Source organism: Pseudomonas sp. B10(2017) (assembly GCF_002113295.1).
GTDB lineage: Bacteria > Pseudomonadota > Gammaproteobacteria > Pseudomonadales > Pseudomonadaceae > Aquipseudomonas > Aquipseudomonas pudica.
Genome location: NZ_NEJU01000006.1, coordinates 253,033 through 275,562, shown reverse-complemented (window position 1 = coordinate 275,562; position 22,530 = coordinate 253,033). Strand labels below are relative to the sequence as shown.

Genomic DNA, 22,530 nt, shown 5'->3' with positions numbered 1-22,530 from the left:
CCCCCGCCCCAGCCCCTGTCCATCAGACGTGTTGCTTTTTGTCGCAGTCTTTTCCAGGGGAATTGAGCCCATCATCTTCAAATGGGCAGCGTTACCCGCTAGTCTCGCAAGCATCCATACCGCCGTAGTCTTCCAACCAGAACGAGCCGGCCATGACAGATCTGTCCCGTACGCATGGATTCACCAGCCAGGCCCTGGGCCTGCTGGACGGGCGTTTCTTCCGGCCGCCCTTGCCGGACGGTCATGTACCGCGCCTGCGCCTGTGCCAGCGGCTGCAAGCCGGCCTCGGCGGGCGGCTGTTGCTGGTCAATGCCCCGGCGGGTTTCGGCAAAAGCTCCCTGGCCATTGAATTTTGCGAAGCGCTGCCCGAGCACTGGCGTAGCCTGTGGCTGGGCCTGAGCCAACGGGATGCCGACCCTGGCCGCTTCCTCGAACGCTTGCTCGAAGGCCTGCAACAATATTGCCCGGCACTGGGTGGCCAGGCCATGGGCCTGCTGAAAATGCGCCAGCGCCACCAGCCGTTCGCCTTCGAGGAATGGCTCGACGGCCTGCTCGACGAGCTGGCGTTGTATCTGCAAGCCGATACTCCCTTGTTGCTGGTGCTGGACGACTATCATCTGGCCCAGGGGCCAGTGCTCGATCGTTGCCTGCAGTTCTTCCTCAATCACCTGCCCCCCGGCCTGGTACTGCTGGTCACCAGCCGCCAGCGCCCGGACTGGCACCTGGCGCGCCTGCGCCTGTCGCGGCAACTGGTCGAGCTCAACGAACAGGACTTGCGCCTGACCGCCGAAGAATCGCTGGCGGTGATCGGCCGTCAACCCACCGGCCTGCGCGGCCAGGCCCTGGACAACCTGATCCAGCGCAGCGACGGTTGGGTGGCCGGGTTGCGTTTCTGGCAACTGGCTGCCAGCGAGTCCGCTGACGACCAGGCCTTGCCCCAGGCCTTGCATGGTGGTGAGGGCCTGATCCGCGACTATCTGCTGGAAGAAGTCATCGACATGCTGCCCGCCGACGTGCAGGCCTTCCTGTACGAAACGGCCTGCCAGGAGCGTTTCTGCGCTCCGTTGTGCGATGCCGTGCGCGGCCGCCACGACAGTGCCTCGATCCTGCGCTTCCTGCAGGCGCACCAGGTGTTTCTGGTGCCGCTGGACGAGCATGGCCACTGGTTCCGCTATCACCACCTGTTCTCCGACCTGCTGCGCAGCCGCCAGGCCAGCGAGCCGCTGGCCGGCCTGCAGTTGCGTGCCTGCCGCTGGTTCGAAAGCCAGGGCCTGCTGGACGAAGCGGTGGAGCAGGCGCTGCGGGCCGGTCACCTCGATGTCGCGGCCGACCTGGTGCAGAGCCTGTCCGAGGAGCAACTGCTGGCCGAACAGAACGTCGGCATGCTGCTGCGCTGGAAGATGGACCTGCCCGACAGCCTGTTGATAAGCACGCCGCGGTTGATCGTGTTGTACAGCTGGGCGTTGGGCCTGGCGTGCCAGCTGGACGCGGCCGAGGAGCTGGCGGGGTATCTCAGCCGCTTCCTGCCCGCGCCTTCGGCGACCGCGCAAAAGTCCATGCTGGCCCAGTGGCTGGCGCTCAGTGGTGTGATCGCTCGTGGCCGTGGCGACCGCGAGCGCACCCTGGCCTATTGCGGCGAAGCGCTGCAGAGCCTGCCGAGCAAGCGTTATGGCCAACGCCTGGTGTGCCTGTCGACGCTGTCCAACCTGGCGATTGCCGATGGCGACTTCTGGCGGGCCCGCGGCTGGAACCGCGAGGCCCTGGAGCTGGCCCAGCGCGTTGGCAACCCATTGTTCGAGGCCCTGGCCCATTACGACCGGGCGCGGGTGCTGCATGCCCGTGGCGAGGTGTTGCGCGCGCTGGACGAAGTGCGCGAGGGGCTTCAGCGCCTGCAAGGGCTGTCGGCACAGCGGCTGTATGCCGTGCGCGCCCGCCTGACGCTTTACGAAGGGTACCTGCTGGTATCGCGTCTGCAGCCGTCCCAGGGCCGTGCCCGGTTGCGTGCGGGATTGGGCGAGGCGCGGGCCTGCCGCGATATCAGCGTGCTCATCGGCCACTGCGTGATCGCTACGCTCGATGGCCGCGAAGGGCACTTTGCCGAGGCTTTTGCCGAACTGGCCGAGGCCGAGCGGCTGATGCACATCTGGGATGTGCCGCCGGTCTACTACCTGGCCATGATCACGCTGGTCAAATGCGAATTGTGGCTGGCACAGGGGCGCATCGACCTGGCCGAGTCCTGGTTGCTGCGCCTGGGCCAGACCTACGGTGGCGAGCAACCGGCGGCGGCCCCGGAGTTCCACCCGTTGCTGCCGTTGCACATCGCCTTGCAGCAGGCATCGCTCGAGCGTATCCAGGCGCGTAGCGGCGACGCGGCGCAACGCCTGGCCAGCCTGGTCGAGCACGGCCAGGCCAGTGGCGGCATGATGCTCAGCGTCAGTGCCCTGTGCCAGTGGCTTGGCTTGTTGCTGGGCGAAGGCCGGGAAGGGCAGGCCGCCCAGTTGTTGCCACGGTTGCTGGAGGCAGCCCAGGGCGGCGTGCTGCAACCGTTCCAGCCTCTGCTGGAGCAGCACCCGCAGTGGCTTCTCGAACAGCTGCGGGCTGTTGCCGCTTGCCCGGTGCAGGCCGAGCTGCTCAAACGCCTGCCGCAGATGCCAAGCACCAGCACCGGCAGCGGCGAAGCCCTGAGTAGCCGCGAGCTGGCCGTGCTCGAGCTGATTGCCCAGGGTTGTTCCAACCAGCAGATCAGCGAGCGGCTGTTCATTTCCCTGCACACGGTGAAAACCCACGCCAGCCATATCAACAGCAAGCTGGGGGTGGAGCGGCGTACCCAGGCGGTGGCCAAGGCCAAGTCCCTGGGGCTGTTGGCGTGATCCTGGCCCTCCAGGGCCTTGCTCGCTAAAGTGGTGGCACAAGGCTTTGGTTCGTGGCCGCCAACGCTCTACCCTCATCTTTCCCGACCAACTGCCGATACAGCTATCGGTGGCATCGCCTCGCGCGATTTTTCAATTATTCCAAGGCAGGTCGTGTTGATGCTGCAGTACGGGCAAAAGAGCTTTCTGATCGTCGACGACTTTACCGACTTTCGCACGTCGACCCGTTCCATGCTGCGCGAGCTGGGCGTACGTGACGTGGACACCGCCGACAGCGGCGAGCAGGCGCTGCGCATGTGCGCGCAAAAGCGTTATGACGTCATCCTGCAGGACTTCCACCTGGGCGACGGCAAGAAGAACGGCCAGCAGGTGCTCGAAGACCTGATCCTCGACAAGCACATCAGCCATGAGTGCATATTCATCATGGTCACGGCCGAGAGCAGCCAGGCCATTGTCCTCAGCGCCATCGAGCACGAGCCTGATGCCTACCTGACCAAACCATTCAACCGGGTTGGCCTGGCCCAGCGCGTGGAGAAGCTTTACCAGCGCAAGACCCTGCTCAAGCCGATACTGCAGGCTCTGGACCGCAATCGCCCGGCCGAAGTACTGGCGGCCTGTGCCGAGTTGTGCAAGCGCGACCCGCGCCTGGCCCCGCTGTGCCTGCGTTATCGGGCCGATGCCTTGCGCAACCTCAACCGTTTCGAGGAGCTGGAGAAGTTCCTCAAGGCCATCCTGGCCAGCCGCCCGCAGCCGTGGGTGTACTCGGCGTTGGGCAGCCTGATGCACAAACGTGGCCAGAACGCCCAAGCCCAGGGCGTGTACGAGCAGGCGCTAAAGGCCTTTCCGATCATGCCAGGCCTGTACGATGGCATGGCCGAGGTGCTGGTGGCCCAAGGCGAAACCAGGCGTGCGCAGAACATGCTTGAAGAGGCCGTGCGCCTGTCGCCGCTATCGGTGCGCCGGCAGTCGACGCTGGGCAAGCTGGCGTTGGAAAACGAAGATTTCGAAAGTGCCTCGAAGGCGTTCCGCCATGCGGTGAACCAGGGCCAGAGCTCACGCTACAAGGACCCTGAGAACAACCTGGGGCTGGTGCAGGCGCTGATGAGCAGGAATGCCGGCTTTGGCCTGGATGCGCGCACCCGGGTCGAGATCAACAGCACGCTGAGCGAAGTGGCCAAGGAAAACCCCGAGGACCAGGGCCTGCAGGTGCGTGCCCGCATGATGAAGGCCGCCAGCCTGCAGCAGGCCGGCGACCCTGAAACGGCTGCCAAGCTGACCGAACAGGCGATCCAGCGCCTGGACAAGATGAACCAGTTCTTCTCGGTCGATTCGGCCCTGACCGTTGCCGCGCAGTTGCAGGCCATGGGGCAGGAAGCCGCTGCCATCGGTGTACTGAGGAGCTGTGTGGAAAGTTATGGCGACGACCCCAAGGTCATGGAGAGGGTCGGCAAGCTGACGGACGACCCCAGCGTGCTCAACGCCATTACCGAAGCGGTCACCCTCAATCGCCAGGGTGTGCGCAATTACCAGGGGGGGCAGCTCGGCGAGGCGTTGCAGCTGTTCCGCAAGGCGCTGGGTTTGCAGCCGAAGAACATCAGCATTGCCCTCAACACTGCCCAGGCGCTGCTGCGCATCGGCGGAGACAGCCCTCAGCCCGCCATCATGCAGGAGTGTCGCGACGCCCTGACCAGCGTGGCCGGCATACCTGCCAGCGACAACCGCTACGACCGCTACCGCAAACTGCACATCCGAGTGTTCGGCGCATGAATCAAGATAACCAGGGGCTTGATTTTTCCACGGTGATCGCCTCCACCGTGCACGACCTTAAGAATTCCCTGTCGGCGCTGATCCAGTCCCACAACCAGTGGATGCAGCGCTTGCCCGAGGAACTGCGCGGTGGTGCCGAGCAGGGGGCGATGGAGCATGAATTTCGCCACCTCAACGGCATGCTGGTGCAGTTGCTGGGTTTGTACAAACTGGGCGTGAACCAGTTGCCGGTGTGCCCGGACTACCATGAACTGGACGATTTCATCGAAGCCCAGCTGGCCGCGCACGAGGAAGTGCTCAAGCACAAGGACATCCTTGCGACCTGGCGCATCGACACCGACAACCCGCTGGGCTTCTTCGACCGCGAGCTTGTGGCCTCGGTGATCGCCAACGTGATCACCAACGCCACCCGCTTTGCCGCGCATGCCTTGCTGATCACCATCGAAGAGGCAGACAACCAGTTGGCCATCTGCGTCAACGATGACGGCCCGGGTTATCCACAGCGCATGCTAGAGCGCCAGGAAGAATTCATCCAGGGTATCGACTCGACCAGCGGCAGTACCGGCCTGGGTCTGTATTTTGCGGCGCGGATCGCGGCACTGCATGAAAGCGGCGGGGTGCGCGGGCGGATCGAGATCTCCAATGGCGGCGCGCTTGGGGGTGGGTTGTTCAGATTGTTCTTGCCTTAGGATGTATGGCGCTCGATCTCACAGGCGCCACACATCTCAAGACATGAACCTCGTGCACCCACCCCAATTTCCTGTCAGGCTCTCAGCAGAACTCCAGCTTTGCCATCGAGAACACCATGACCCAAGCCCCGCCTGCGCTCATCCGCGAAACCTTCCCCTTAGGCCCCCTGCAATGCAATTGCACCCTGATCGGCGACCCGCTTACCAAAAAGGCCATCGTCGTCGACCCGGGCGGTGACCCGGACAAGATCCTGGCTCGCCTGCAGGCCCACGGCCTGACGCTGGTGAGCATCATTCACACCCACGCGCACTTCGATCACTTCCTTGCCTCGGGCAAGCTCAAGGAACTGACCGGCGCGACGCTGCACCTGCACAAGGATGACCAGGCGCTGTGGGACAACCTGGAAATGCAGTGCCAGATGTTCGGCGTGCCCTACACCCCGGTGCCTGCACCCGACCGCTGGCTGGGGGATGACGAGGAGCTGGCCTGCGGTTGTGGCGTGGCCTTGCATACGCCAGGCCACACGCCGGGCTCGATGAGCTTCTGGTTTGCCGATGCCAAGCTGCTGATTGCCGGCGATACTCTGTTCCGCCGTGGCATTGGCCGTACCGATTTGTGGGGTGGCGATCAGCGGGCCATCGTCCGTTCGATCAAGGAGCGCCTGTACCGGCTGGACGAGGAGGCAATCGTGGTGACCGGCCACGGGCCGGATACCTGCCTGGGTGACGAAATGCGTGAAAACCCCTTCGTGCGTGCCTGATGGCACATGAAGGCACTTTCATGGAATTTTTCGTTGCCGATGCAATCCAAGGCTTGCATAGATCCGTTTATGATCTGCCGCATTCATGAATTCAGTAGGAGCTTGTCCATGTTCACCATGCGTCGTCTGATTATCGTCGCAACCGCCGCTGCCTTGATGACCGGCTGTGCCGGCCAGAACCCTTATGACAGCCAGGGGCAGGCGCAGGGCTCCACAGGGATGAGCAAGACCGCCAAGTACGGCGGCCTGGGCGCGCTGGCCGGTGCTATCGCCGGTGCCGCCATCGACCACAACAACCGTGGCAAGGGTGCACTGATCGGTGCTGCTGCCGTGGGTGCCGCCGCAGCCGGTTATGGCTACTACGCTGACAAGCAGGAAGCCGAGCTGCGCGCGCAGATGGCCAATACCGGCGTTGAAGTGCAGCGCCAGGGTGACCAGATCAAGCTGATCATGCCGGGCAACATCACCTTCGCCACCGACTCGGCCAACATCGCGCCAAGCTTCTACTCGCCGCTGAACAACCTGGCCGGTTCGTTCAAGCAGTTCAACCAGAACACCATCGAAGTGGTCGGCTTCACCGACAGCACTGGCAGCCGCCAGCACAACATGGACCTGTCCCAGCGCCGTGCGCAGGCGGTCAGCACCTATCTGACCTCGCAGGGTGTGGATGCCTCGCGTATCTCCGTACGTGGCATGGGCCCGGACCAGCCGATCGCCAGCAACGCCGACGCCAATGGCCGCGCGCAGAACCGCCGGGTGGAAGTGAACCTGAAGCCGATTCCGGGTCAGCAGTATGACCAGGGGCAGGTTCAGCAGTAAGGCATCAATCCTGGGGCCGCTTTGCGGCCCATCGCCGGCAAGCCAGCTCCCACAGGTACTGCACAAGGCTCAAGGGCTATGCAAATCCTGTGGGAGCTGGCTTGCCGGCGATGGGCTGCAAAGCAGCCCCAGCTTTTAGCCCGCCACGCTGGCCTGAATCGCCGTCAGGGCAATGGTATGCACGATATCGTCAACCTGAGCCCCGCGCGGCAGGTCGTTCACCGGCTTGCGCAACCCTTGCAGCATCGGTCCCAGGCTGACCCCGTCGGTGCTGCGTTGCACCGCCTTGTGGGTCGTGTTGCCGGTGTTCAGGTCAGGGAACACGAACACCGTAGCCCGCCCGGCTACCGGGCTGCCCGGTGCCAGGTCCCGTGCGATCGCCGGGTTGGCCGCCGCGTCATACTGCAACGGCCCGTCGATCAGCAGGTCTTGCGCCGCGTCCTGTGCCAGGCGAGTCGCTTCGAGCACTTTCTCGACTTCCTCGTCGCTGGCCGAATCGCTTGAGTAACTGATCATCGCCACCCGTGGCGCGATGCCGAAGGCCTGCGCCGATTCGGCACTCTGCCGGGCGATCTCGGCCAGTTCGACAGCACTTGGGTGTGGGTTCATCACGCAGTCGCCGTACACCAGCACCTGCTCGGGGAACAGCATGAAGAAAACCGACGACACCAGGCTCGAGCCCGGTGCGGTCTTGATCAACTGCAGGGCCGGGCGGATGGTGTTGGCGGTAGAATGCACCAGGCCCGAGACAAGGCCATCCACTTCGTCCAGCGCCAGCATCATGGTACCGATCACCACCGGGTCTTCCAGTTGCTGCTCGGCCATTGGTGCATTGAGGTTCTTGCTCTTGCGCAGTTCGACCATCGGCTCCACGTAGCGCCGGCGAATCACCTCGGGGTCGAGGATTTCCAGGCCCGGAGGCAAGGTGATGCCCTGGGCGCGGGCCACGGCATCGACATCCTCGGGCTTGGCCAGAAGCACGCAGCGGGCAATCCCGCGGGCCTGGCAGATAGCTGCAGCCTGCACCAGCAGCGGCTCGGCGCCTTCCGGCAGGACGATGCGCTTGTTGGCCTGCTGCGCTCGCTGGATCAGCTGATAGCGGAACACTGCCGGCGACAGGCGCAGTTCGCGCGGGGTGCCGCAACGCTGGTGCAGCCAGGCGGCGTCGAGGTGGCTGGCGACGAAGTCGGTGATGAATTCGGCGCGCTCGCGGTCGTCCACCGGGATTTCTCGGTTCAGCGAGTTGAGCTGGTTGGCGGTGTCGTACGAGCCGGTACTGACCGACAGGATCGGCAGGCCAGCCTGCAGGGCGCCACGGCACAAGCCCAGGATGCGTGGGTCTGGCTTGCCGTCACTGGTCAGCAGCAGGCCGGCCAGTGGTACGCCGTTGATCGCTGCCAGGCTGACGGCGAGGATGATGTCGTCGCGGTCGCCCGGCGTCACCACCAGGGTACCCGAGGTAAGCAGCGGCACCGTGTTGGCCACGGTGCGCGCGCAGATGATGATCTTGCTCATGCGCCGCTGTTCATAGTCGCCGGCATTGAGCACCTGGGCACCGAGCAGGTCGGCCACGTCTCGGGTGCGCGGTGCGTTCAGTTCGGGCTGGTAGGGGATGCAGCCGAGCAGGCGGAAGTCGTTGCCGCGCAGTAGCGGCGAGTGTTCGCGCAGGCGGGTGGAAAAGTCCGCCATGCTTTCGTCGGTGCGCACCTTGTTGAGGATTACGCCGAGCACTTTCGGGTCGCGCGGGCCGCCGAACAATTGTGCCTGCAGTTCGACCCGGCCGGACAACTCGCTGAGCACTTCGTTTTCCGGTGCAGATACCAGTATCACCTCGGCATCCAGGCTCTTGGCCAGGTGCAGGTTGACCCGCGCCGCATAGCTGGCGTGGCGCGTGGGCACCATGCCCTCGACCACCACCACGTCGTTGCCGATGCAGGCTTGCTGGTAGAGGCGGATGATTTCTTCGAGCAACTCGTCCAGCTGGCCATCGCCGAGCATGCGCTCGACGTGGGCCAGGCTCAGCGGCACAGGGGGCTTGATGCCGTGGGTGCGGGCGACCAGCTCGGTGGAGCGCTCGGGGCCGGTATCACCCGGGTGGGGCTGGGCGATCGGCTTGAAGAAGCCGACCTTCAGGCCGGCACGCTCCAGGGTGCGCACCAGGCCCAGACTGATAGAGGTCAGGCCGACACCGAAATCGGTCGGCGCAATGAAAAATGTCTGCATGCGTGCTTCTCGAAATAAGCGGTGCAAGAAATTAACGGCCAAGGGTAGCGCTATCGGCCCCTTGTGCGCACCAGCCGCAAGCGAAAGGCTGGCCGATGCTCTGTGCGCGCTGGGCCGGGTCGAGCACCCAGGGGCGCGTCTGCCACGGCGGCTGGTGGCGCAGGTGCTGGGTGTGGCCGCAGGACAGTTCGGCCACCCAGTGGCCCTCTTCGTCCTGGTGGAAGCCGGTGATCCGACTGATGGGCCGTTGCTCGTCCGCAGTGCGTTCGCAATCGGGCGATGGCTTGGTTACACTTGTTCGCTCTACATACTTTTGCAAAAGGTCTTGCCCCATGCTGATCGCCGCCAACAAGGCTGTCTCCATCGACTATACCCTGACCAACGACGCCGGGGAGACCATCGACAGCTCCGCCGGCGGTGCACCGCTGGTTTACCTGCACGGTGCCGGCAACATCATCCCGGGCCTGGAAAAAGCCCTGGAAGGCAAGCAGGCCGGTGACGAGCTGAACGTTTCCATCGAGCCGGAAGATGCTTACGGCGAATACCTGGCCGAGCTGGTCAGCACACTGAACCGCAGCCTGTTCGAAGGTGTCGACGAGCTGGAAGTGGGCATGCAGTTCCATGCTTCGGCACCGGATGGCCAGATGCAGATCGTCACCATCCGCGACATCGACGGCGACGACGTGACCGTTGACGGCAACCACCCGCTGGCCGGCCAGCGCCTGACCTTCCAGGTCAAGGTAGTCAACGTGCGTGATGCCAGCGACGAAGAAATCGCTCACCGTCACATCCACGGTGAAGGTGGCCATCACCACTGATTTTCTGCGCTAAGCTCAGATAGTCGCCAGGCGCTCGGGCAAGCCGATTTGCCTTCCTACGGGAGGTGGACGGCTTGGACGAGCGCCTTTTTAGTGGGCGGAATTCGTCTGCGCGGCAACCGGGAACCTGAGAGGGGATTCATCATGAGTGCATTTCACGACCTGAAACTGGACGCGTTGAACGGCGGGGAGCTGCCCCTCGCACCGTTCAAGGGCCAAGTGGTGCTGGTGGTCAACGTTGCCTCCAAGTGTGGTCTCACGCCGCAATACAAGGCCCTGGAGAACCTCTACCAGATTTTCAAGGAACGGGGCTTCAACGTGCTTGGCCTGCCATGCAACCAGTTTGCCGGCCAGGAGCCAGGCAGTGAAAAGGAAATCCAGGAGTTCTGCAGCCTCAACTACGGGGTGAGCTTCCCGCTGGGCGCCAAGCTGGAGGTCAACGGGCCGCAACGCCACTCTCTGTACCGCCTGCTGGCGGGTGAGGGGGCAGAGTTCCCAGGGGACATTACCTGGAACTTCGAGAAGTTTCTGGTGGGCAAGGACGGGCGGGTGCTGGCGCGTTTTTCGCCGCGCACGGCACCGGATGATCCGACTGTGGTACAGGCTATCGAGAAAGCCTTGGCCTGAAGCGCCTGACGCGGTCCCTCTGTAGGAGCGGTCTTGTGTCGCGATCGGGCCGCATAGCGGCCCCCGGATATCAGCATTGTCGCAACTATCGAGGGGCTGCTCTGCAGCCCGATCGCGACACAAGGCCGCTCCTACACAGATCGCGTAGCACCCAGCCTCGAAGTTGGTGAAGTCGCAGCCTGGTTCCGGGCTGCATGCAGATACCCCTCGAACTGCTCGACAATCCCTGGCCAGCCCTGGCGGCTGGCATGCCGCCGCGCATTCAGGCGCACCCGGCGCAACGTCTCCTCTTCTTCCAGCAGCCAGCAGGCAGAGTCGATAAACGCTGCCTGATCCCCCGGCATGGCCAGTGCACCGCTGTGGCCATGGCGAATATGCTGCGCAGCGGCCGCTTCGTCATACGCGACCACCGCCAACCCCGAGGCCATGGCTTCGAGCACTACATTGCCAAAGGTTTCGGTCAGGCTCGGAAACAGGAACAGGTCACCGCTGGCATAGTGTTCGGCCAGCACCTCGCCGCGCTGGGCACCGCAGAACACGGCATCCGGTACCTGCTGTTCCAGGGCGGCACGCTGAGGGCCGTCACCCACCATGATCAGGCGCAGGCGCTTGTGTGGATACGTTTTCTTCAGGGCCTCCAGGCATGGGCGCAACAAACCCAGGTTCTTTTCTGCCGCCAGCCGCCCGACATGCAGTACGGCGATGTCATCCGGGCCGAGCCCCCAGCTTTCCCGTAATGCCGGGCTGCGCCGGGCCGGGTTGAACAGGCAGGCATCGACCCCTCGGGCCAGTAGCTCCAGGCGTTCGAAACCGCGGCGTTCAAGCTCCAGGCGCTGGCTGAGGCTGGGTACCAGGGTGGTCGTCGTGCGCCGATGGAACCAGCGCAGGTAGTTGGTGAGCAGGCGCGTCAGCAGGCCCAACCCGTACTGGCCGGAATACTGCGGGAAATTGGTGTGGAAGCCGCTGACCACCGCTACTCCCAGGCGCCGGGCCGCGCGCAGTGCGCTGAGCCCAAGTGGCCCCTCGGTGGCGATGTACAGCACATCCGGCCGCTGCCGACGCCAGCGGCGCATCAGCTTGTGCATCGACACCTCGCCCCACTGCAAGCCCGGGTAGCCAGGCAGTGGCCAGCCACGGCACAGCATCAGGTTCGGGTCGTTGTGCAGCGGTGCTTCACCGGCCTGGCGCGGGCGCACCACTTCGATTTCATGGCCGCGTTGGCGCAACCCTTCGCTCAGGCGGCCAAGGGTATTGGCCACGCCGTTGATTTCGGGTGGGAAGGTTTCGCTGACCAAGGTAATGCGTAGGGCGGGTGTATTCATGACAAAAAGTGTCCGCCTGCTGGATTGCGCCAATGTGACTGTCGTGTGACGTACAGGTGACGCCTGATCGCCGACGCTTTTCGCCTTGTGAATTTTCCTTGCAAGGGTGCTCAAGAGGGAGCAACGGCAGCCGATGAAGATGCATTCGACGATGCGCTCCAGGAGAGCGGTGATGTTCAACAACAAGCTCAAGCAAGAAATCCGGCAGTTGCGTGAAGACCTGATGTCCATCGAACAGGTCAAGAGTAGCCTCGACAGCGAGATGCTGGTACTGCAACTCGACCCCCAGGGGCGGATCGAGATGGTCAACGGCAACTTCGAGAGCGAGATGCTCTACCGTGCCGAACAATTGCTTGGGCGCAACATCGAGGACATCGTCCCCGCCCATGTGAAGTCGCTGGATTTCTACCAGCGCATGAAAGGTGCGATCAGCCGCGGTGAACACCTGAACGGTGCATTCCGCCTGCTGCGCGGCAATGGCCAGGAGGCGTGGTTGCGGTCGATCCTGCAGCCGGTAAAGAACAGCGAGGGGCGCATCAAGTATTTCACGCTGCACTCCAGCGATCTTACCCGCACCATCGAAACCTCCCGCGAGCACGAAAGCCTGATCAAGGCCCTGATGCGCTCCACCGCCGTGATCGAATTCGCCCTCGATGGCACCGTGCTCACCGCCAACGAACGCTTCCTGGCCACCGTCGGTTACCGCCTGGAGCAGATCCGTGGCAAGCATCACCGCATGTTCTGCGAGCCGGAGGAGGCCAACTCGGCCGGCTACCAGGCGTTCTGGGACAAGCTGCGCCGTGGCGAATATGTTGCTGACCGCTTCAAGCGTATCGATGCCCATGGCCGGGTGGTCTGGCTGGAGGCTTCATACAACCCCATCTTCGATGCCCATGACGTGCTGTACAAGGTGGTCAAGTTCGCCACCGTCATCACCGAGCAGGTCAACCAGGAGCAGGCGGTGGCCGATGCGGCGGATGTCGCCTACAACACCTCGCTGGGCACCGATGCCAGCGCCCGCAAGGCCACCGATGTGGTCACCCAGAGCGTCAGCGTGATGCGCGGGCTGGAAGCTTCGATGCAAGAGGCGGCAGAGGGCATCCAGGCGCTGGATACCCAGTCGCGGGTGATCGGTTCGATCATCAAGACCATCAGCGACATTGCCGGGCAGACCAACCTGCTGGCGCTGAATGCAGCCATCGAAGCGGCCCGCGCCGGCGAGCAGGGGCGCGGGTTTGCCGTGGTTGCAGATGAAGTGCGCCAGCTGGCCTCGCGCACCAGTACCGCCACCGAGGAAATCGCCCGGGTGGTGCAGCAGAACGAGCAACTGGCCCAGGCGGCAGTGGCGATCATCGACACCAGCAAGCGCCAGGCCGAGCAGGGGCTGGCGCTGGCGGACGAGACAGGGAGCGTGATTGTCGAGATCCAGGACGGGGCGAAGCGGGTGGTGGATGTGGTCGGGCAGTTTTCCAGCCGGTTGGGGCAGTAGGAGCAGGATCAGACGCGGTCTGCTTCTTGTGGGAGCGGCCTTGTGTCGCGAAAGGGCCGCAGAGCGGCCCCAGCAATTTGTGCATTAGTGCTGATATCCTGGGGCCGCTCTGCGGCCCTTTCGCGACACAAGGCCGCTCCCACAGGAGGCCGCGCAAGGTCCGAGAGGGATCAGTTGCGCTCCCGCACCCAGAACAACGTGGCCCCGGCCACCGCCGCCGGCATCATCAGCACGTTGACCAGCGGAATCATCAGTGCCAGGTAGGTTATTCCGCCAAAGCCCAGCGACTGCCAGCGCTTGCTGCGCAGCCAGGCCAGCATGTCCTGCCAGCTCATCTTGTTGTTGTCCGCCGGGTAGTCGATGTACTGGATTGCCATCATCCACACCCCGAAGATCAGCCAAAGCGGCGCTGCCACCACGTTGACCACCGGGATCAGCGACAGGATGAACAGGCCGATGGCCCGCGGCAGGAAGTAGCCCAGCTTGCGCATTTCACGGCCAAAGGTACGTGGCACCATGGCCACCAGTTCGCCCCAGCTGAACGCCGGGAAGTTGTCCTGGCCACGCACCACCACCTCGACCTTTTCCGCCAGAAAGCCATTGAAAGGGGCGGCAATGATGTTGGCCACCAGGGTGAAGGTGAAGAACACCATCAACACCACCAGGGCGACGAACAGCGGCCAGAGGATGTAGGTAAGAAAGCTCAGCCAGCTTGGCAAGCTCGGCATCAGGGCGTCCACCCACAGGCTGAACTGGTGGCCGGCGAAGTAGATCAGGCCGCCGAACAGCAGCAGGTTGACGGCCAGTGGCAGCAGCACGAACAACCGCAGGTTGGGGCTCAGCACCAGTTTCAGGCCTTCGCGCAGGTACTGGGGGCCAGAGAGGACAGGGGCTTGCATCGAGATACTCCGCAGAGAAGGAAAACGCGCTGACCTTACCGAGTTTGCCGCGCCGACGGAAGGCGAGCAGCGGGCGGGAAACCGGCTGTAACAAAAGCGGCAGGGCTTGGCTATCGATGAAATCGCTGAATAGACGATGCCTATGAGGTGGATTGTCGAAGGATATTTCCTTAATCTTTGCGACCTCGCTACAGTGCGCTCAACTTTCCGCTTTCTGGGCCTGCGCGTTGTAGCCTTCCCCAAGTGCTGCGTGGGTCCTTTTTAATTTTCCTGCTGGCGCAGCCGGCACACCGATGCCGGCCCAGCGGCCCGCTCGACAGGAGTTCGACATGTCTGAAGTACGTCATTCGCGCGTCATCATTCTCGGTTCCGGCCCTGCCGGTTACAGCGCCGCGGTGTATGCCGCCCGTGCCAACCTCAAGCCGCTGCTGATCACCGGCATGCAGGCCGGCGGCCAGCTGACCACCACCACCGAAGTCGACAACTGGCCGGGCGACCCCCACGGCCTGACCGGTCCTGCTCTGATGCAGCGCATGCAGGAGCACGCCGAGCGTTTCGAAACCGAAATCGTCTTCGACCACATCAACGCCGTCGACCTGGCCAACAAGCCCTTCACCCTGCAGGGTGACAGCGGCAAGTACACCTGCGACGCGCTGATCATCGCCACTGGCGCCAGCGCCCGTTACCTGGGCCTGCCGTCGGAAGAAACCTTCATGGGCAAGGGTGTGTCGGCCTGCGCCACCTGCGACGGCTTCTTCTACCGCAACAAGCCGGTTGCCGTGGTTGGTGGCGGCAACACTGCCGTGGAAGAGGCGTTGTACCTGGCCAACATCGCCAGCAAAGTGACCCTGGTACACCGTCGCGACACCTTCCGCGCCGAGAAGATCCTGGTCGACAAGCTGCACGCCCGTGTGGCCGAAGGCAAGATCGAGCTCAAACTCAACGCCACCCTGGACGAAGTGCTGGGTGACAACATGGGCGTGACCGGTGCGCGCTTGAAGAACAACGACGGCAGCAGCGACGAAATCAAGGTCGACGGCGTGTTCATTGCCATTGGCCATACCCCGAACACCTCGCTGTTCGAAGGCCAGCTGACCCTGAAGGACGGCTACCTGGTGGTCAACGGCGGCCGTGAAGGCAATGCCACCGCCACCAACGTCGAGGGCGTGTTCGCCGCCGGTGACGTGGCTGACCACGTTTACCGCCAGGCCATTACCTCGGCCGGTGCCGGCTGCATGGCGGCGCTGGATGTCGAGCGTTACCTGGATGGGCTGGCCAACGCTTCGTTCTGATCCGAGAGCGCCCCCCAAAAAACCGGCTCAATGGCCGGTTTTTTCATGCCTGCAATCAGCTCACAGGCTCAACCGCATCGACAGGTCCACCGCCTTCACATCCTTGGTCATGGCGCCAATCGAGATGTAATCCACCCCAGTCTCGGCAATCACCCGCAAGGTCGTCTCGTTGACCCCGCCACTGGCTTCCAGTTTGGCCTTGCCCGCGGTAATGCGCACTGCTTCGCGCATCTCCTCCAGGTTCAGTTCGTCGAGCATGATGATGTCGGCACCTGCGGCCAGTGCCTGGCGCAGTTCATCGAGGCTTTCCACTTCGATTTCCACCGGCTTGCCCGGCGCAATGCGGTGCGCCGCAGCCACGGCCGCGGCCACTCCGCCACTGGCGGCGATGTGGTTTTCCTTGATGAGGAAGGCGTCGTACAGGCCGATGCGGTGGTTGTCGCAACCGCCGCAAGTCACGGCATACTTTTGCGCCAGGCGCAGGCCCGGCAGGGTCTTGCGTGTGTCCAGCAAGCGCACCTGGGTGCCTTCCACCAAGTCTGCCAGGAAGCGCGCACGGGTGGCGACACCCGACAGCATCTGGAGGAAGTTCAGTGCACTGCGCTCGCCACTGAGCAGCGAACGCGCGGGCCCTTCCAGATGGAACAGCGGCTGGTTGGCCGTGGCGCGCTCGCCATCGGCCACCTGCCAGTGCACCGCCACGCGTGGGTCGAGTTGGCGGAACACGGCGTCGACCCAGGCGGTGCCTGCGATCACGCAGTCTTCGCGGGTGATGATGGTTGCCTTGGCCAGGCGCTCCGCCGGGATCAGCTGTGCTGTGATATCGCCACTGCCGATGTCCTCCAACAGCGCGCGGCGCACGTTGGCTTCGATTTCAGCGGTCAGGTCGGCAAGGCGTAGGTTCGGCATGGTCGGCTCCACAAGCTAGATGCCGGCGATTATAGGGCAGGGGGCCGGTGTGTACAGTCGCCTCGGCGATGACCTTTGGTCGGCCGGTGTGAGCAAGCGGGGTAAATCAGGGTCATTAGCCAGCCAGTGAAACGGCGCTGGCAGCTGTGCGGGTTTTTACCGATAATGGTGACCAGTATTTGGCGTCATGACTTTGACGATCTTCAGCCCCTTTGGGCGAGACACCCTGCAAGGAGTACAGGATGCAAAAAGAAGGCAAGGTGGTGCCCTTGGCGGCAGCCATCGATCGAGGCGGGCGTGCGCCTCTCCCTTGCCTTCCGATGTTGCTCCTGCAAGTGCGGGACAAGGCCGCCTTGCAGTTGCGTCAGGGCCTGCAGGACTTGTTCGACAACGCCGACGACACCCTCTTCGAGATGGCCGACAAGGCCTTCGACCGCAGTGACCAGAACCTGTACTTCGAGGCCATGCGTGACCTGCGCCTGAAGCGCAAGAGCATCGAGCGCGGTTTTCTCGACACCTTCTATGATGCCTTTGCCCGTATCGGCCAGGTCGACCTGCTGGCGCGCCTGGTCGAGCCGGGCAACCTGCGCAGCAAGGCCCAGGTAGAGAGGGCCGCCGCGATCGAAGGCATGGTCGCGCGGGTGCTGTCACGTGACGGCATTGCCTTGCAGCAACTGGGCCTGCGCTTGCAGCTACTGCTCGACCGCCCCCTGCACGAGCAGCACAACCCGCTGGGGCCCGCGGCGCTGTGCGGCTACTTCCTGGACGCAGGCCGTAACCTGGGGGTTGGCCTGCGGGTCAAGCTGGTCCTGCTCAAACTGTTCGAGCGCTATGTGTTGCGCGATGCCGATGTGATCTATGGCGAAGCCAACCAATTGCTGGCCGCCGCCGGTGTGCTGCCCGAGTTGCCACCGGCACCGCGCCGGCGCGCCGAAGACCGGCGCATGAACGCACGGCGCGGGCCGGCGAACCTGGGGAGCGAGGTGGGTGCGGACGCGGCAGGGCAGGCGTTCTTTGCCTCGTTGCAAACTCTGCTGGCCCCGGCGCGTGGGCAGTTCGCGCCTCGTTTGCAGGCGGTGGCCGCCGCCCAGCCAATCAGCACCGCCGACCTGCTGCGGCTGCTTTCGCATTTGCAGCACTATGTGCCCGCTACCCACGAGGACGATGATTTCGAGCTTGGCCAACAGCTTGAACAATTGCTGCTGCGGGTGAGCGTGCGCAGCGGCACACGGCGGCGCATCGACGTGGCCGACGAGGACATGATCAACCTGGTTGGCCTGCTGTTCGCCTTCATCCAGAGCGACGACAACCTGCCGGCCAGCCTGCGTGCGCTGATCGGGCGCCTGCATATTCCGCTGTTGAAAGTGGCGCTGCTGGACAAGGGGCTGTTCAGTCGGGCCAGCCATCCGGCCCGCCGCCTGCTCAACGAGATCGCTGGCGCGGCAATCGGTTGGGAATGCGGCAGCGACGGCATGCGCGACAGCCTGCACCTGCGTGTGGAGCGTATCGTCCAGCGCCTGCTCAATGATTTTGCCGAGGATGCCAGCCTGTTCGCCGAACTGCTCGAAGACTTCCTCGCTTTCAACCAGGACGAGCGGCGGCGCAACGAGCTGCTTGAACAGCGTACCCGCGACGCCGAAGAAGGGCGTGCCCGCGCGCTGCAGGCCAGGCAGCAGGTGCAGCATGCACTCAATCAGCGGCTGCGCGGCCGGTTATTACCGCAGGTGGTGGTACAGATGCTGGTGCAAGCCTGGAGCCAGGTACTGCTGCTGGCCTGGCTAAAGCAGGGTGAGGCATCCCAGGCCTGGCGAGACGCCTTGCAGACGATGGACACGCTGCTGGTCAGCATCACCCCGCCGCATGAACCGCATGCCTTGCTGCAGCAGGTGCCGGACCTGCTCAAGGCACTGCGCGATGGCCTGGCCAGCGTGGCCCTGGACTCGGCAAAGACCCGCGAGTTCTTTCTGCAACTGGAGCAGTTGCACCTGCGAGCCTGCGCGGGTACCGCGATGCAGCCCGGTGGAGAGGGCCAGCCGCTGAACGAGGTGCTGGTGGACGAGGACATCGTCCTGGCGATTGCCGAAGAACCCGCTTGTGCTCCGTTGCAGTTTGCCGACGGGCAGGCTGTGGCGCTGCGCCAGGTGCAGCGCCTGCGTATCGGTACCTGGGTCGAGGTGCGGGACGAGGACGAACCGTTGCGCTGCAAGCTGGTGGCTCGCATCGACAGCAGCGACCGGCTGGTGTTCGCCAACCGTACCGGCATGAAAGTGCGTGAATGGAACGGGGCCAGCCTGGCCCAGGCACTGCACCGAGGCGACGTGCGAGTGCTGGATGACGGGCTGCTGTTCGAGCGGGCGTTGGAAGCGGTGCTCGACAGCTTGCGCCGTTAGGAGCAACGGCCCTGCGCTAGGGCTGCAAGCATGCCCGCTCCCTCAGCATTACAATGATTCACATGCAAACGCCGTTGGCCACAGGGCATACTGTTGACCTGTTCACGGCGTTTTCAGGATCTGCCCCATGCAATTGGACCGTGCCACTGGCTGGTTCCACGGAATCGGAATCACCCACTGCCCCTCGCCGAACTTCAATCCCCGCCCCGAAGGCGAATCGATTTCCCTGCTGGTGATCCACAACATCAGCCTGCCGCCTGCCTGTTTCGGTACCGGCAAGGTCCAGCAATTCTTCCAGAACCGCCTGGACGCCGACGAACACCCTTACTTCGCCAGCATCAGCCACCTGACCGTCTCGGCGCACCTGTTCGTCGAGCGTGACGGTACGGTGACCCAGTTCGTGTCGTTGCTCGACCGCGCCTGGCATGCCGGTGTGTCGTGCTTCGACGGGCGTGAAGGCTGTAACGATTTCTCCATCGGCATCGAACTGGAAGGCACCGACGACCTGCCTTATACCGATGCGCAGTACGCGGTGCTGGAGCAACTTACCCGGCACATCCGCGGTGCTTGGCCGGCCATCGACCTGGGCCGCATCCAGGGTCACAGCGACATTGCCCCGCAGCGCAAGACCGACCCCGGCCCGGCTTTCGACTGGCCGCGCTACCGACAGGCGCTGCAGCAAAACGAGGACAAGGCATGAGTTTTCTGGTGTTGTTGCTGGCGCTGTGGGTCGAGAAATTCTCGGCCCTGCGCCATCAGGTGCAGCGCGATGGGTTCTTCCTTGGCGAACTGGTGCGCCTGGAGCGCAGCGGCAAGGTGCACCCGTGGTGGACGCTGGCCATCCTGGTACTGGCACCGGTAGCGCTGCTGGTGTTGCTGCTGCATGTACTGGACCCGGTGGCGTACGGCTTGCTGGCATTGCCGGTGCACCTGCTGGTGCTGATCTACAGCTTGGGCCGCGGCGATGCCAAGGCATCGTTGGGGCCGTTCCGCGATGCCTGGCGGCGCGGTGACGACCAGGCCGCGTTGCATGTGGCCGAGCGCGACCTTGGGCTGGCGGCCGACGAACCGCACAGCCTGTTGGTGCGGGTACAGGGCAACCTGCTGTGGCAGGTGTACCAGGGCTTTTTCGCGGTGATCTTCTGGTACTTCGTGCTGGGTCCGGGGGCAGCCCTGGCCTATCGCCTGCTGGCGCTGTGCGGCGAACACAGCAAGCAGCCGACGTTGAAGGCCCGTGCCGAGCAGCTGAGGCATATCATGGACTGGTTGCCGGTGCGGGTGCTGGCCTTGAGCTTTGCCCTGGTCGGCAACTTCCTCGCGGTCACCCGTGTGATGCTGCACGAGGTGCTCAACTGGCACATCAGCGCAGCGCACCTGGTGGCCCGGGTCGGGCGCATTGCCGATGACATTCCCGAGGAAGAAGACAGCCAGCGCGGGCTGGGGCGGCTGGACAGCCTGTGGGAGCTGTTGCTGCGCTGTGCGGTGCTTTGGTATGCCGGGTTTGCGCTGTGGACGGTGCTTGTCTGAACTGACACGCTGGCTTCTTCGCGGGCTTGCCCGCTCCCACAGGTACTGCGCCGGCCTACGATTTGCGCGGCCCCTGTGGGAGCGGGCAAGCCCGCGAAGAGGCCCACGCAGGTGCCAGCACTTCAGTTACCAGCCAAACAACTCGCAAGCATTGCGGGTGCTGGCTTCAGCCAGCTCCGCGACATCCACACCCATCACCTGCGCCAGCGCCCCGGCAATTTCCGGCAGGTGCTCCGGGCTGTTCCTCACCCCTGGGTACATGACCGGCGCCATGTCCGGCGCATCGGTCTCCAGCACCACGCTGTCCAGCGGCAACCGCGCCAGGGTCTTGCGCAGCCGTAGGGCCTGCGGCCAGGTACCCGCACCGCCAAGCCCAAGCCGGAACCCCAGCTTGATGTATTCGCGGGCCTCTTCGTAACTGCCGGCAAACGCATGTATCACCCCCGCCCGCGCCGGCTTGTAGCGCTTGAGCGTGGCGATCACCTGGGCATGGCTGCGGCGCACGTGGAGCAGGGCGGGCAGTTCGAAGTCGCAGGCCATCTGCAGTTGCGCTTCGAACAGCGCCTGCTGGCGGGCCTTGTCCAGGTCTTCGAGGTAATAGTCCAGGCCAAACTCGCCTACGGCACATAGCCGTGGGTCGCCGTGCAGGCGCTCCAGCCATTCGCGCAGCTGCACCAGGTGCTCCGGGCGATGCTGGTCCAGGTAGATGGGGTGCAGGCCGAGCGCGGCGAACAGGTGCTGGTCGGCACAAGCCAGGTCCCACACCCGCTGGAAATTCGCCTGGTACACCCCCAGCACCACCATCCGCTCAACCCCTCGCGACATCGCGTTGGCCAGCAAGCGCGGGCGGTCGGCGTCGAAGTCGGCGAAGTCCAGATGGGTGTGGGTGTCGATCAGGCGCATGTTCAGGCCGCTGTAATGCGTTGCTTGAACGTTCGACCGACGGCATGCACGCCAGGTTCGTAGCGTTTGTCCTCGATCGCGGCCAGTGCCAGTTCCAGGGCGGTGGCGGCAATCAGGCCATGCTGCTGGGCCATGGCATTGACTGGCAGCGGCAGGAAGTCGAGCAGCTGGTTGTCGCCAAAGGTACCCAGTTGCAGCTGGCGCGAGTCGGCAGGGCGCGCTTGCAGGGTGTCGAACACCCCTTGCAACAGCACGTAGGAGGTAGTCACCAGGGCGTCCGGCAGGCCGCCAAGGTCGTCGATCAACTGCTGCATCAGGCGCTGGCCGCACTCACGGCTGAACGCTTCGCCCTGATAGCGGCGAACTTCGCCGGCATAGCCTTGCAGTGCTTCGTCGAAGCCGCCGGCACGTGCCTGGCTGACCGACAGCTCTGGGCGTGCGCCGATCAGTGCGATGCTGCGCGGGGCGGCGTTGAGCAGGCTGGCGGCCAGCTGGCGGCTGGCATCGCGGTCGTCGCTGATCACCGAGCAGAAGTGCGCAGGGTCCAGGCGGCGGTCGATGGCGATCACCGGCAGGCCTTTGTCCTGCAGTTCGCGGTAGCTGTCGTCCTCTGGCGGCAGGCAGCTGGCGACAAACAGTGCATCGCAACGGCGGGCGCGGAACAGCTGCTGCAACTGGCGCTCGCTGTCGGGCTGGTCGTCGCTGCTGGCGATCAGCAACTGGTAGCCGCGGGCGCGGGCACCTTGTTCGAGTTGCTTGGCGATGCGGGCGTAGCTGGGGTTCTCCAGATCCGGGAGAATGAAGCCCAGGGTGCGGGTATGCCGGCTGCGCAGGCCAGCGGCCTGCGGGTTGGGGGTGAAGCCGTGGGCCTCGACCACCGCGCGTACCCGCTCGACAGTGCTGTTGCTGATGCGCTGCTGTTCGGCCTTGCCATTGATGACGTAGCTGGCAGTGGTCACGGACACACCGGCCAGACGGGCGATATCGCTGAGTTTCACCGAATTTTCCTTGTTATTACCGGGGCTGGCTGTGAGCCCTGACCGGGTATTTTGACCCGGCGAGGGCGCCACGCGCAGACGACCATTGTCGCAATTGTCCGACAGGATGGGGCTTTTTCCTCGGCAGATTATCGAGTAACGTGGCCGCCTGGTCAGATTAATCGTTTCAGCTGCCTAATTTTCTGCCTCGGCTGCCATCCGTGCAAGGCTGTTGAACTGGCCGTTCA

Annotated in this window: 19 protein-coding genes and 1 pseudogene; 13 read left to right on the top strand and 7 right to left on the bottom strand. The window is 64.0% G+C overall.

What is annotated here, in order from left to right; all coding sequences use genetic code 11:
- Positions 1-152: 152 nt before the first annotated feature.
- The 5 genes from CAF92_RS10850 (at position 153) to CAF92_RS10830 (ending at position 6,906) form a co-directional block, all read left to right on the top strand.
- Entirely contained in the window at positions 153-2,870 is a 2,718-nt protein-coding gene (locus tag CAF92_RS10850) for a LuxR C-terminal-related transcriptional regulator (protein ID WP_046616038.1), read from the top strand.
- A gap of 159 nt (positions 2,871-3,029) precedes the next feature.
- Positions 3,030-4,637 carry a response regulator gene (locus CAF92_RS10845; RefSeq protein WP_085600731.1) on the top strand — a complete coding sequence of 536 codons (1,608 nt, stop codon included), beginning with the start codon at positions 3,030-3,032 and terminating at the stop codon, positions 4,635-4,637.
- A complete protein-coding gene (locus tag CAF92_RS10840; protein ID WP_046616040.1) occupies positions 4,634-5,326 on the top strand; it encodes a sensor histidine kinase KdpD in 693 nt (230 codons plus the stop codon). Before CAF92_RS10845 ends, CAF92_RS10840 begins: the two co-directional genes overlap by 4 nt.
- Positions 5,327-5,442: 116 nt before the next feature.
- Positions 5,443-6,087 (top strand): MBL fold metallo-hydrolase, encoded by a 645-nt coding sequence (locus CAF92_RS10835; protein WP_085600729.1) that lies wholly within the window; start codon positions 5,443-5,445, stop codon positions 6,085-6,087.
- A gap of 108 nt (positions 6,088-6,195) precedes the next feature.
- Positions 6,196-6,906 (top strand): OmpA family protein, encoded by a 711-nt coding sequence (locus CAF92_RS10830; RefSeq protein WP_046616042.1) that lies wholly within the window; start codon positions 6,196-6,198, stop codon positions 6,904-6,906.
- A 135-nt stretch (positions 6,907-7,041) separates the two neighbouring features.
- On the opposite strand, the gene pta is transcribed toward CAF92_RS10830, so the two are convergent.
- Together pta and CAF92_RS10820 are read right to left on the bottom strand one after the other, a co-directional pair.
- On the bottom strand, positions 7,042-9,129 hold the full coding sequence (gene pta, locus CAF92_RS10825; RefSeq protein WP_046616043.1) for a phosphate acetyltransferase: 2,088 nt from the start codon (positions 9,127-9,129) through the stop codon (positions 7,042-7,044).
- Positions 9,130-9,160: 31 nt separating this feature from the next.
- Entirely contained in the window at positions 9,161-9,463 is a 303-nt protein-coding gene (locus tag CAF92_RS10820) for a DUF3565 domain-containing protein (RefSeq protein ID WP_046616044.1), read from the bottom strand.
- Here CAF92_RS10820 and CAF92_RS10815 point away from each other — a divergent pair.
- Both CAF92_RS10815 and CAF92_RS10810 read left to right on the top strand, forming a co-directional pair.
- Positions 9,462-9,947 carry a peptidylprolyl isomerase gene (locus CAF92_RS10815; protein ID WP_003259610.1) on the top strand — a complete coding sequence of 162 codons (486 nt, stop codon included), beginning with the start codon at positions 9,462-9,464 and terminating at the stop codon, positions 9,945-9,947. The genes CAF92_RS10820 and CAF92_RS10815 overlap by 2 nt on opposite strands.
- A gap of 144 nt (positions 9,948-10,091) precedes the next feature.
- A complete protein-coding gene (locus CAF92_RS10810; protein WP_085600727.1) occupies positions 10,092-10,574 on the top strand; it encodes a glutathione peroxidase in 483 nt (160 codons plus the stop codon).
- A gap of 131 nt (positions 10,575-10,705) precedes the next feature.
- Here CAF92_RS10810 and CAF92_RS10805 read toward each other — a convergent pair whose 3' ends face one another.
- On the bottom strand, positions 10,706-11,896 hold the full coding sequence (locus tag CAF92_RS10805; protein WP_085600725.1) for a glycosyltransferase family 1 protein: 1,191 nt from the start codon (positions 11,894-11,896) through the stop codon (positions 10,706-10,708).
- A 133-nt stretch (positions 11,897-12,029) separates the two neighbouring features.
- Here CAF92_RS10805 and CAF92_RS27845 point away from each other — a divergent pair.
- Together CAF92_RS27845 and CAF92_RS27840 are read left to right on the top strand one after the other, a co-directional pair.
- Positions 12,030-12,797, top strand: a pseudogene (locus CAF92_RS27845) (PAS domain-containing protein); the annotation flags it as partial.
- A 156-nt stretch (positions 12,798-12,953) separates the two neighbouring features.
- A complete protein-coding gene (locus CAF92_RS27840) occupies positions 12,954-13,385 on the top strand; it encodes a methyl-accepting chemotaxis protein (protein ID WP_371262304.1) in 432 nt (143 codons plus the stop codon).
- 170 nt (positions 13,386-13,555) lie between these two features.
- Here CAF92_RS27840 and cysZ read toward each other — a convergent pair whose 3' ends face one another.
- Positions 13,556-14,284: a sulfate transporter CysZ gene (cysZ, locus tag CAF92_RS10795; protein WP_085600724.1), complete on the bottom strand. Its 729-nt coding sequence runs from the start codon at positions 14,282-14,284 to the stop codon at positions 13,556-13,558.
- A gap of 329 nt (positions 14,285-14,613) precedes the next feature.
- Here cysZ and trxB point away from each other — a divergent pair, with 329 nt between their 5' ends.
- Entirely contained in the window at positions 14,614-15,576 is a 963-nt protein-coding gene (gene trxB, locus CAF92_RS10790) for a thioredoxin-disulfide reductase (RefSeq protein WP_025337720.1), read from the top strand.
- 60 nt (positions 15,577-15,636) lie between these two features.
- Here the strand turns inward: trxB and nadC are convergent, their stop codons facing one another.
- Entirely contained in the window at positions 15,637-16,485 is an 849-nt protein-coding gene (gene nadC, locus CAF92_RS10785) for a carboxylating nicotinate-nucleotide diphosphorylase (protein ID WP_046616049.1), read from the bottom strand.
- 242 nt (positions 16,486-16,727) lie between these two features.
- On the opposite strand from nadC, the gene CAF92_RS10780 reads away from it, so the two are divergent.
- The 3 genes from CAF92_RS10780 to ampE all read left to right on the top strand — a co-directional run bounded on the left by CAF92_RS10780 (position 16,728) and on the right by ampE (position 20,402).
- Positions 16,728-18,875: a DUF1631 domain-containing protein gene (locus tag CAF92_RS10780; protein ID WP_085600722.1), complete on the top strand. Its 2,148-nt coding sequence runs from the start codon at positions 16,728-16,730 to the stop codon at positions 18,873-18,875.
- Positions 18,876-19,002: 127 nt separating this feature from the next.
- Positions 19,003-19,575 (top strand): 1,6-anhydro-N-acetylmuramyl-L-alanine amidase AmpD, encoded by a 573-nt coding sequence (ampD, locus tag CAF92_RS10775; protein WP_085600720.1) that lies wholly within the window; start codon positions 19,003-19,005, stop codon positions 19,573-19,575.
- On the top strand, positions 19,572-20,402 hold the full coding sequence (gene ampE, locus CAF92_RS10770) for a regulatory signaling modulator protein AmpE (protein WP_025337724.1): 831 nt from the start codon (positions 19,572-19,574) through the stop codon (positions 20,400-20,402). The genes ampD and ampE overlap by 4 nt, the downstream gene beginning before the upstream one ends.
- 126 nt (positions 20,403-20,528) lie before the next feature.
- Here ampE and CAF92_RS10765 read toward each other — a convergent pair whose 3' ends face one another.
- Together CAF92_RS10765 and cra are read right to left on the bottom strand one after the other, a co-directional pair.
- Entirely contained in the window at positions 20,529-21,305 is a 777-nt protein-coding gene (locus tag CAF92_RS10765; RefSeq protein ID WP_085600718.1) for a TatD family hydrolase, read from the bottom strand.
- Between the two features lie 2 nt (positions 21,306-21,307).
- Complete coding sequence (cra, locus tag CAF92_RS10760) at positions 21,308-22,303, bottom strand: catabolite repressor/activator (RefSeq protein WP_046616053.1); 996 nt, start codon at positions 22,301-22,303, stop codon at positions 21,308-21,310.
- Positions 22,304-22,530: the final 227 nt, after the last annotated feature.

What these genes read in the sequence shown, in the direction of transcription:
- nadC (WP_046616049.1), bottom strand. Translation starts at nt 16,485, where the DNA reads ATGCCGAACCTACGCCTTGCCGACCTGACCGCTGAAATCGAAGCCAAC.
- CAF92_RS10765 (WP_085600718.1), bottom strand. Translation starts at nt 21,305, where the DNA reads ATGCGCCTGATCGACACCCACACCCATCTGGACTTCGCCGACTTCGAC.
- ampD (WP_085600720.1), top strand. Translation starts at nt 19,003, where the DNA reads ATGCAATTGGACCGTGCCACTGGCTGGTTCCACGGAATCGGAATCACC.
- cysZ (WP_085600724.1), bottom strand. Translation starts at nt 14,284, where the DNA reads ATGCAAGCCCCTGTCCTCTCTGGCCCCCAGTACCTGCGCGAAGGCCTG.
- CAF92_RS10820 (WP_046616044.1), bottom strand. Translation starts at nt 9,463, where the DNA reads ATGGGGCAAGACCTTTTGCAAAAGTATGTAGAGCGAACAAGTGTAACC.
- CAF92_RS10815 (WP_003259610.1), top strand. Translation starts at nt 9,462, where the DNA reads ATGCTGATCGCCGCCAACAAGGCTGTCTCCATCGACTATACCCTGACC.
- CAF92_RS10830 (WP_046616042.1), top strand. Translation starts at nt 6,196, where the DNA reads ATGTTCACCATGCGTCGTCTGATTATCGTCGCAACCGCCGCTGCCTTG.
- CAF92_RS10810 (WP_085600727.1), top strand. Translation starts at nt 10,092, where the DNA reads ATGAGTGCATTTCACGACCTGAAACTGGACGCGTTGAACGGCGGGGAG.
- CAF92_RS10840 (WP_046616040.1), top strand. Translation starts at nt 4,634, where the DNA reads ATGAATCAAGATAACCAGGGGCTTGATTTTTCCACGGTGATCGCCTCC.
- CAF92_RS10780 (WP_085600722.1), top strand. Translation starts at nt 16,728, where the DNA reads ATGCAAAAAGAAGGCAAGGTGGTGCCCTTGGCGGCAGCCATCGATCGA.
- trxB (WP_025337720.1), top strand. Translation starts at nt 14,614, where the DNA reads ATGTCTGAAGTACGTCATTCGCGCGTCATCATTCTCGGTTCCGGCCCT.
- ampE (WP_025337724.1), top strand. Translation starts at nt 19,572, where the DNA reads ATGAGTTTTCTGGTGTTGTTGCTGGCGCTGTGGGTCGAGAAATTCTCG.
- CAF92_RS10805 (WP_085600725.1), bottom strand. Translation starts at nt 11,896, where the DNA reads ATGAATACACCCGCCCTACGCATTACCTTGGTCAGCGAAACCTTCCCA.
- pta (WP_046616043.1), bottom strand. Translation starts at nt 9,129, where the DNA reads ATGCAGACATTTTTCATTGCGCCGACCGATTTCGGTGTCGGCCTGACC.
- CAF92_RS27840 (WP_371262304.1), top strand. Translation starts at nt 12,954, where the DNA reads ATGCGCGGGCTGGAAGCTTCGATGCAAGAGGCGGCAGAGGGCATCCAG.
- CAF92_RS10845 (WP_085600731.1), top strand. Translation starts at nt 3,030, where the DNA reads ATGCTGCAGTACGGGCAAAAGAGCTTTCTGATCGTCGACGACTTTACC.
- CAF92_RS10835 (WP_085600729.1), top strand. Translation starts at nt 5,443, where the DNA reads ATGACCCAAGCCCCGCCTGCGCTCATCCGCGAAACCTTCCCCTTAGGC.
- CAF92_RS10850 (WP_046616038.1), top strand. Translation starts at nt 153, where the DNA reads ATGACAGATCTGTCCCGTACGCATGGATTCACCAGCCAGGCCCTGGGC.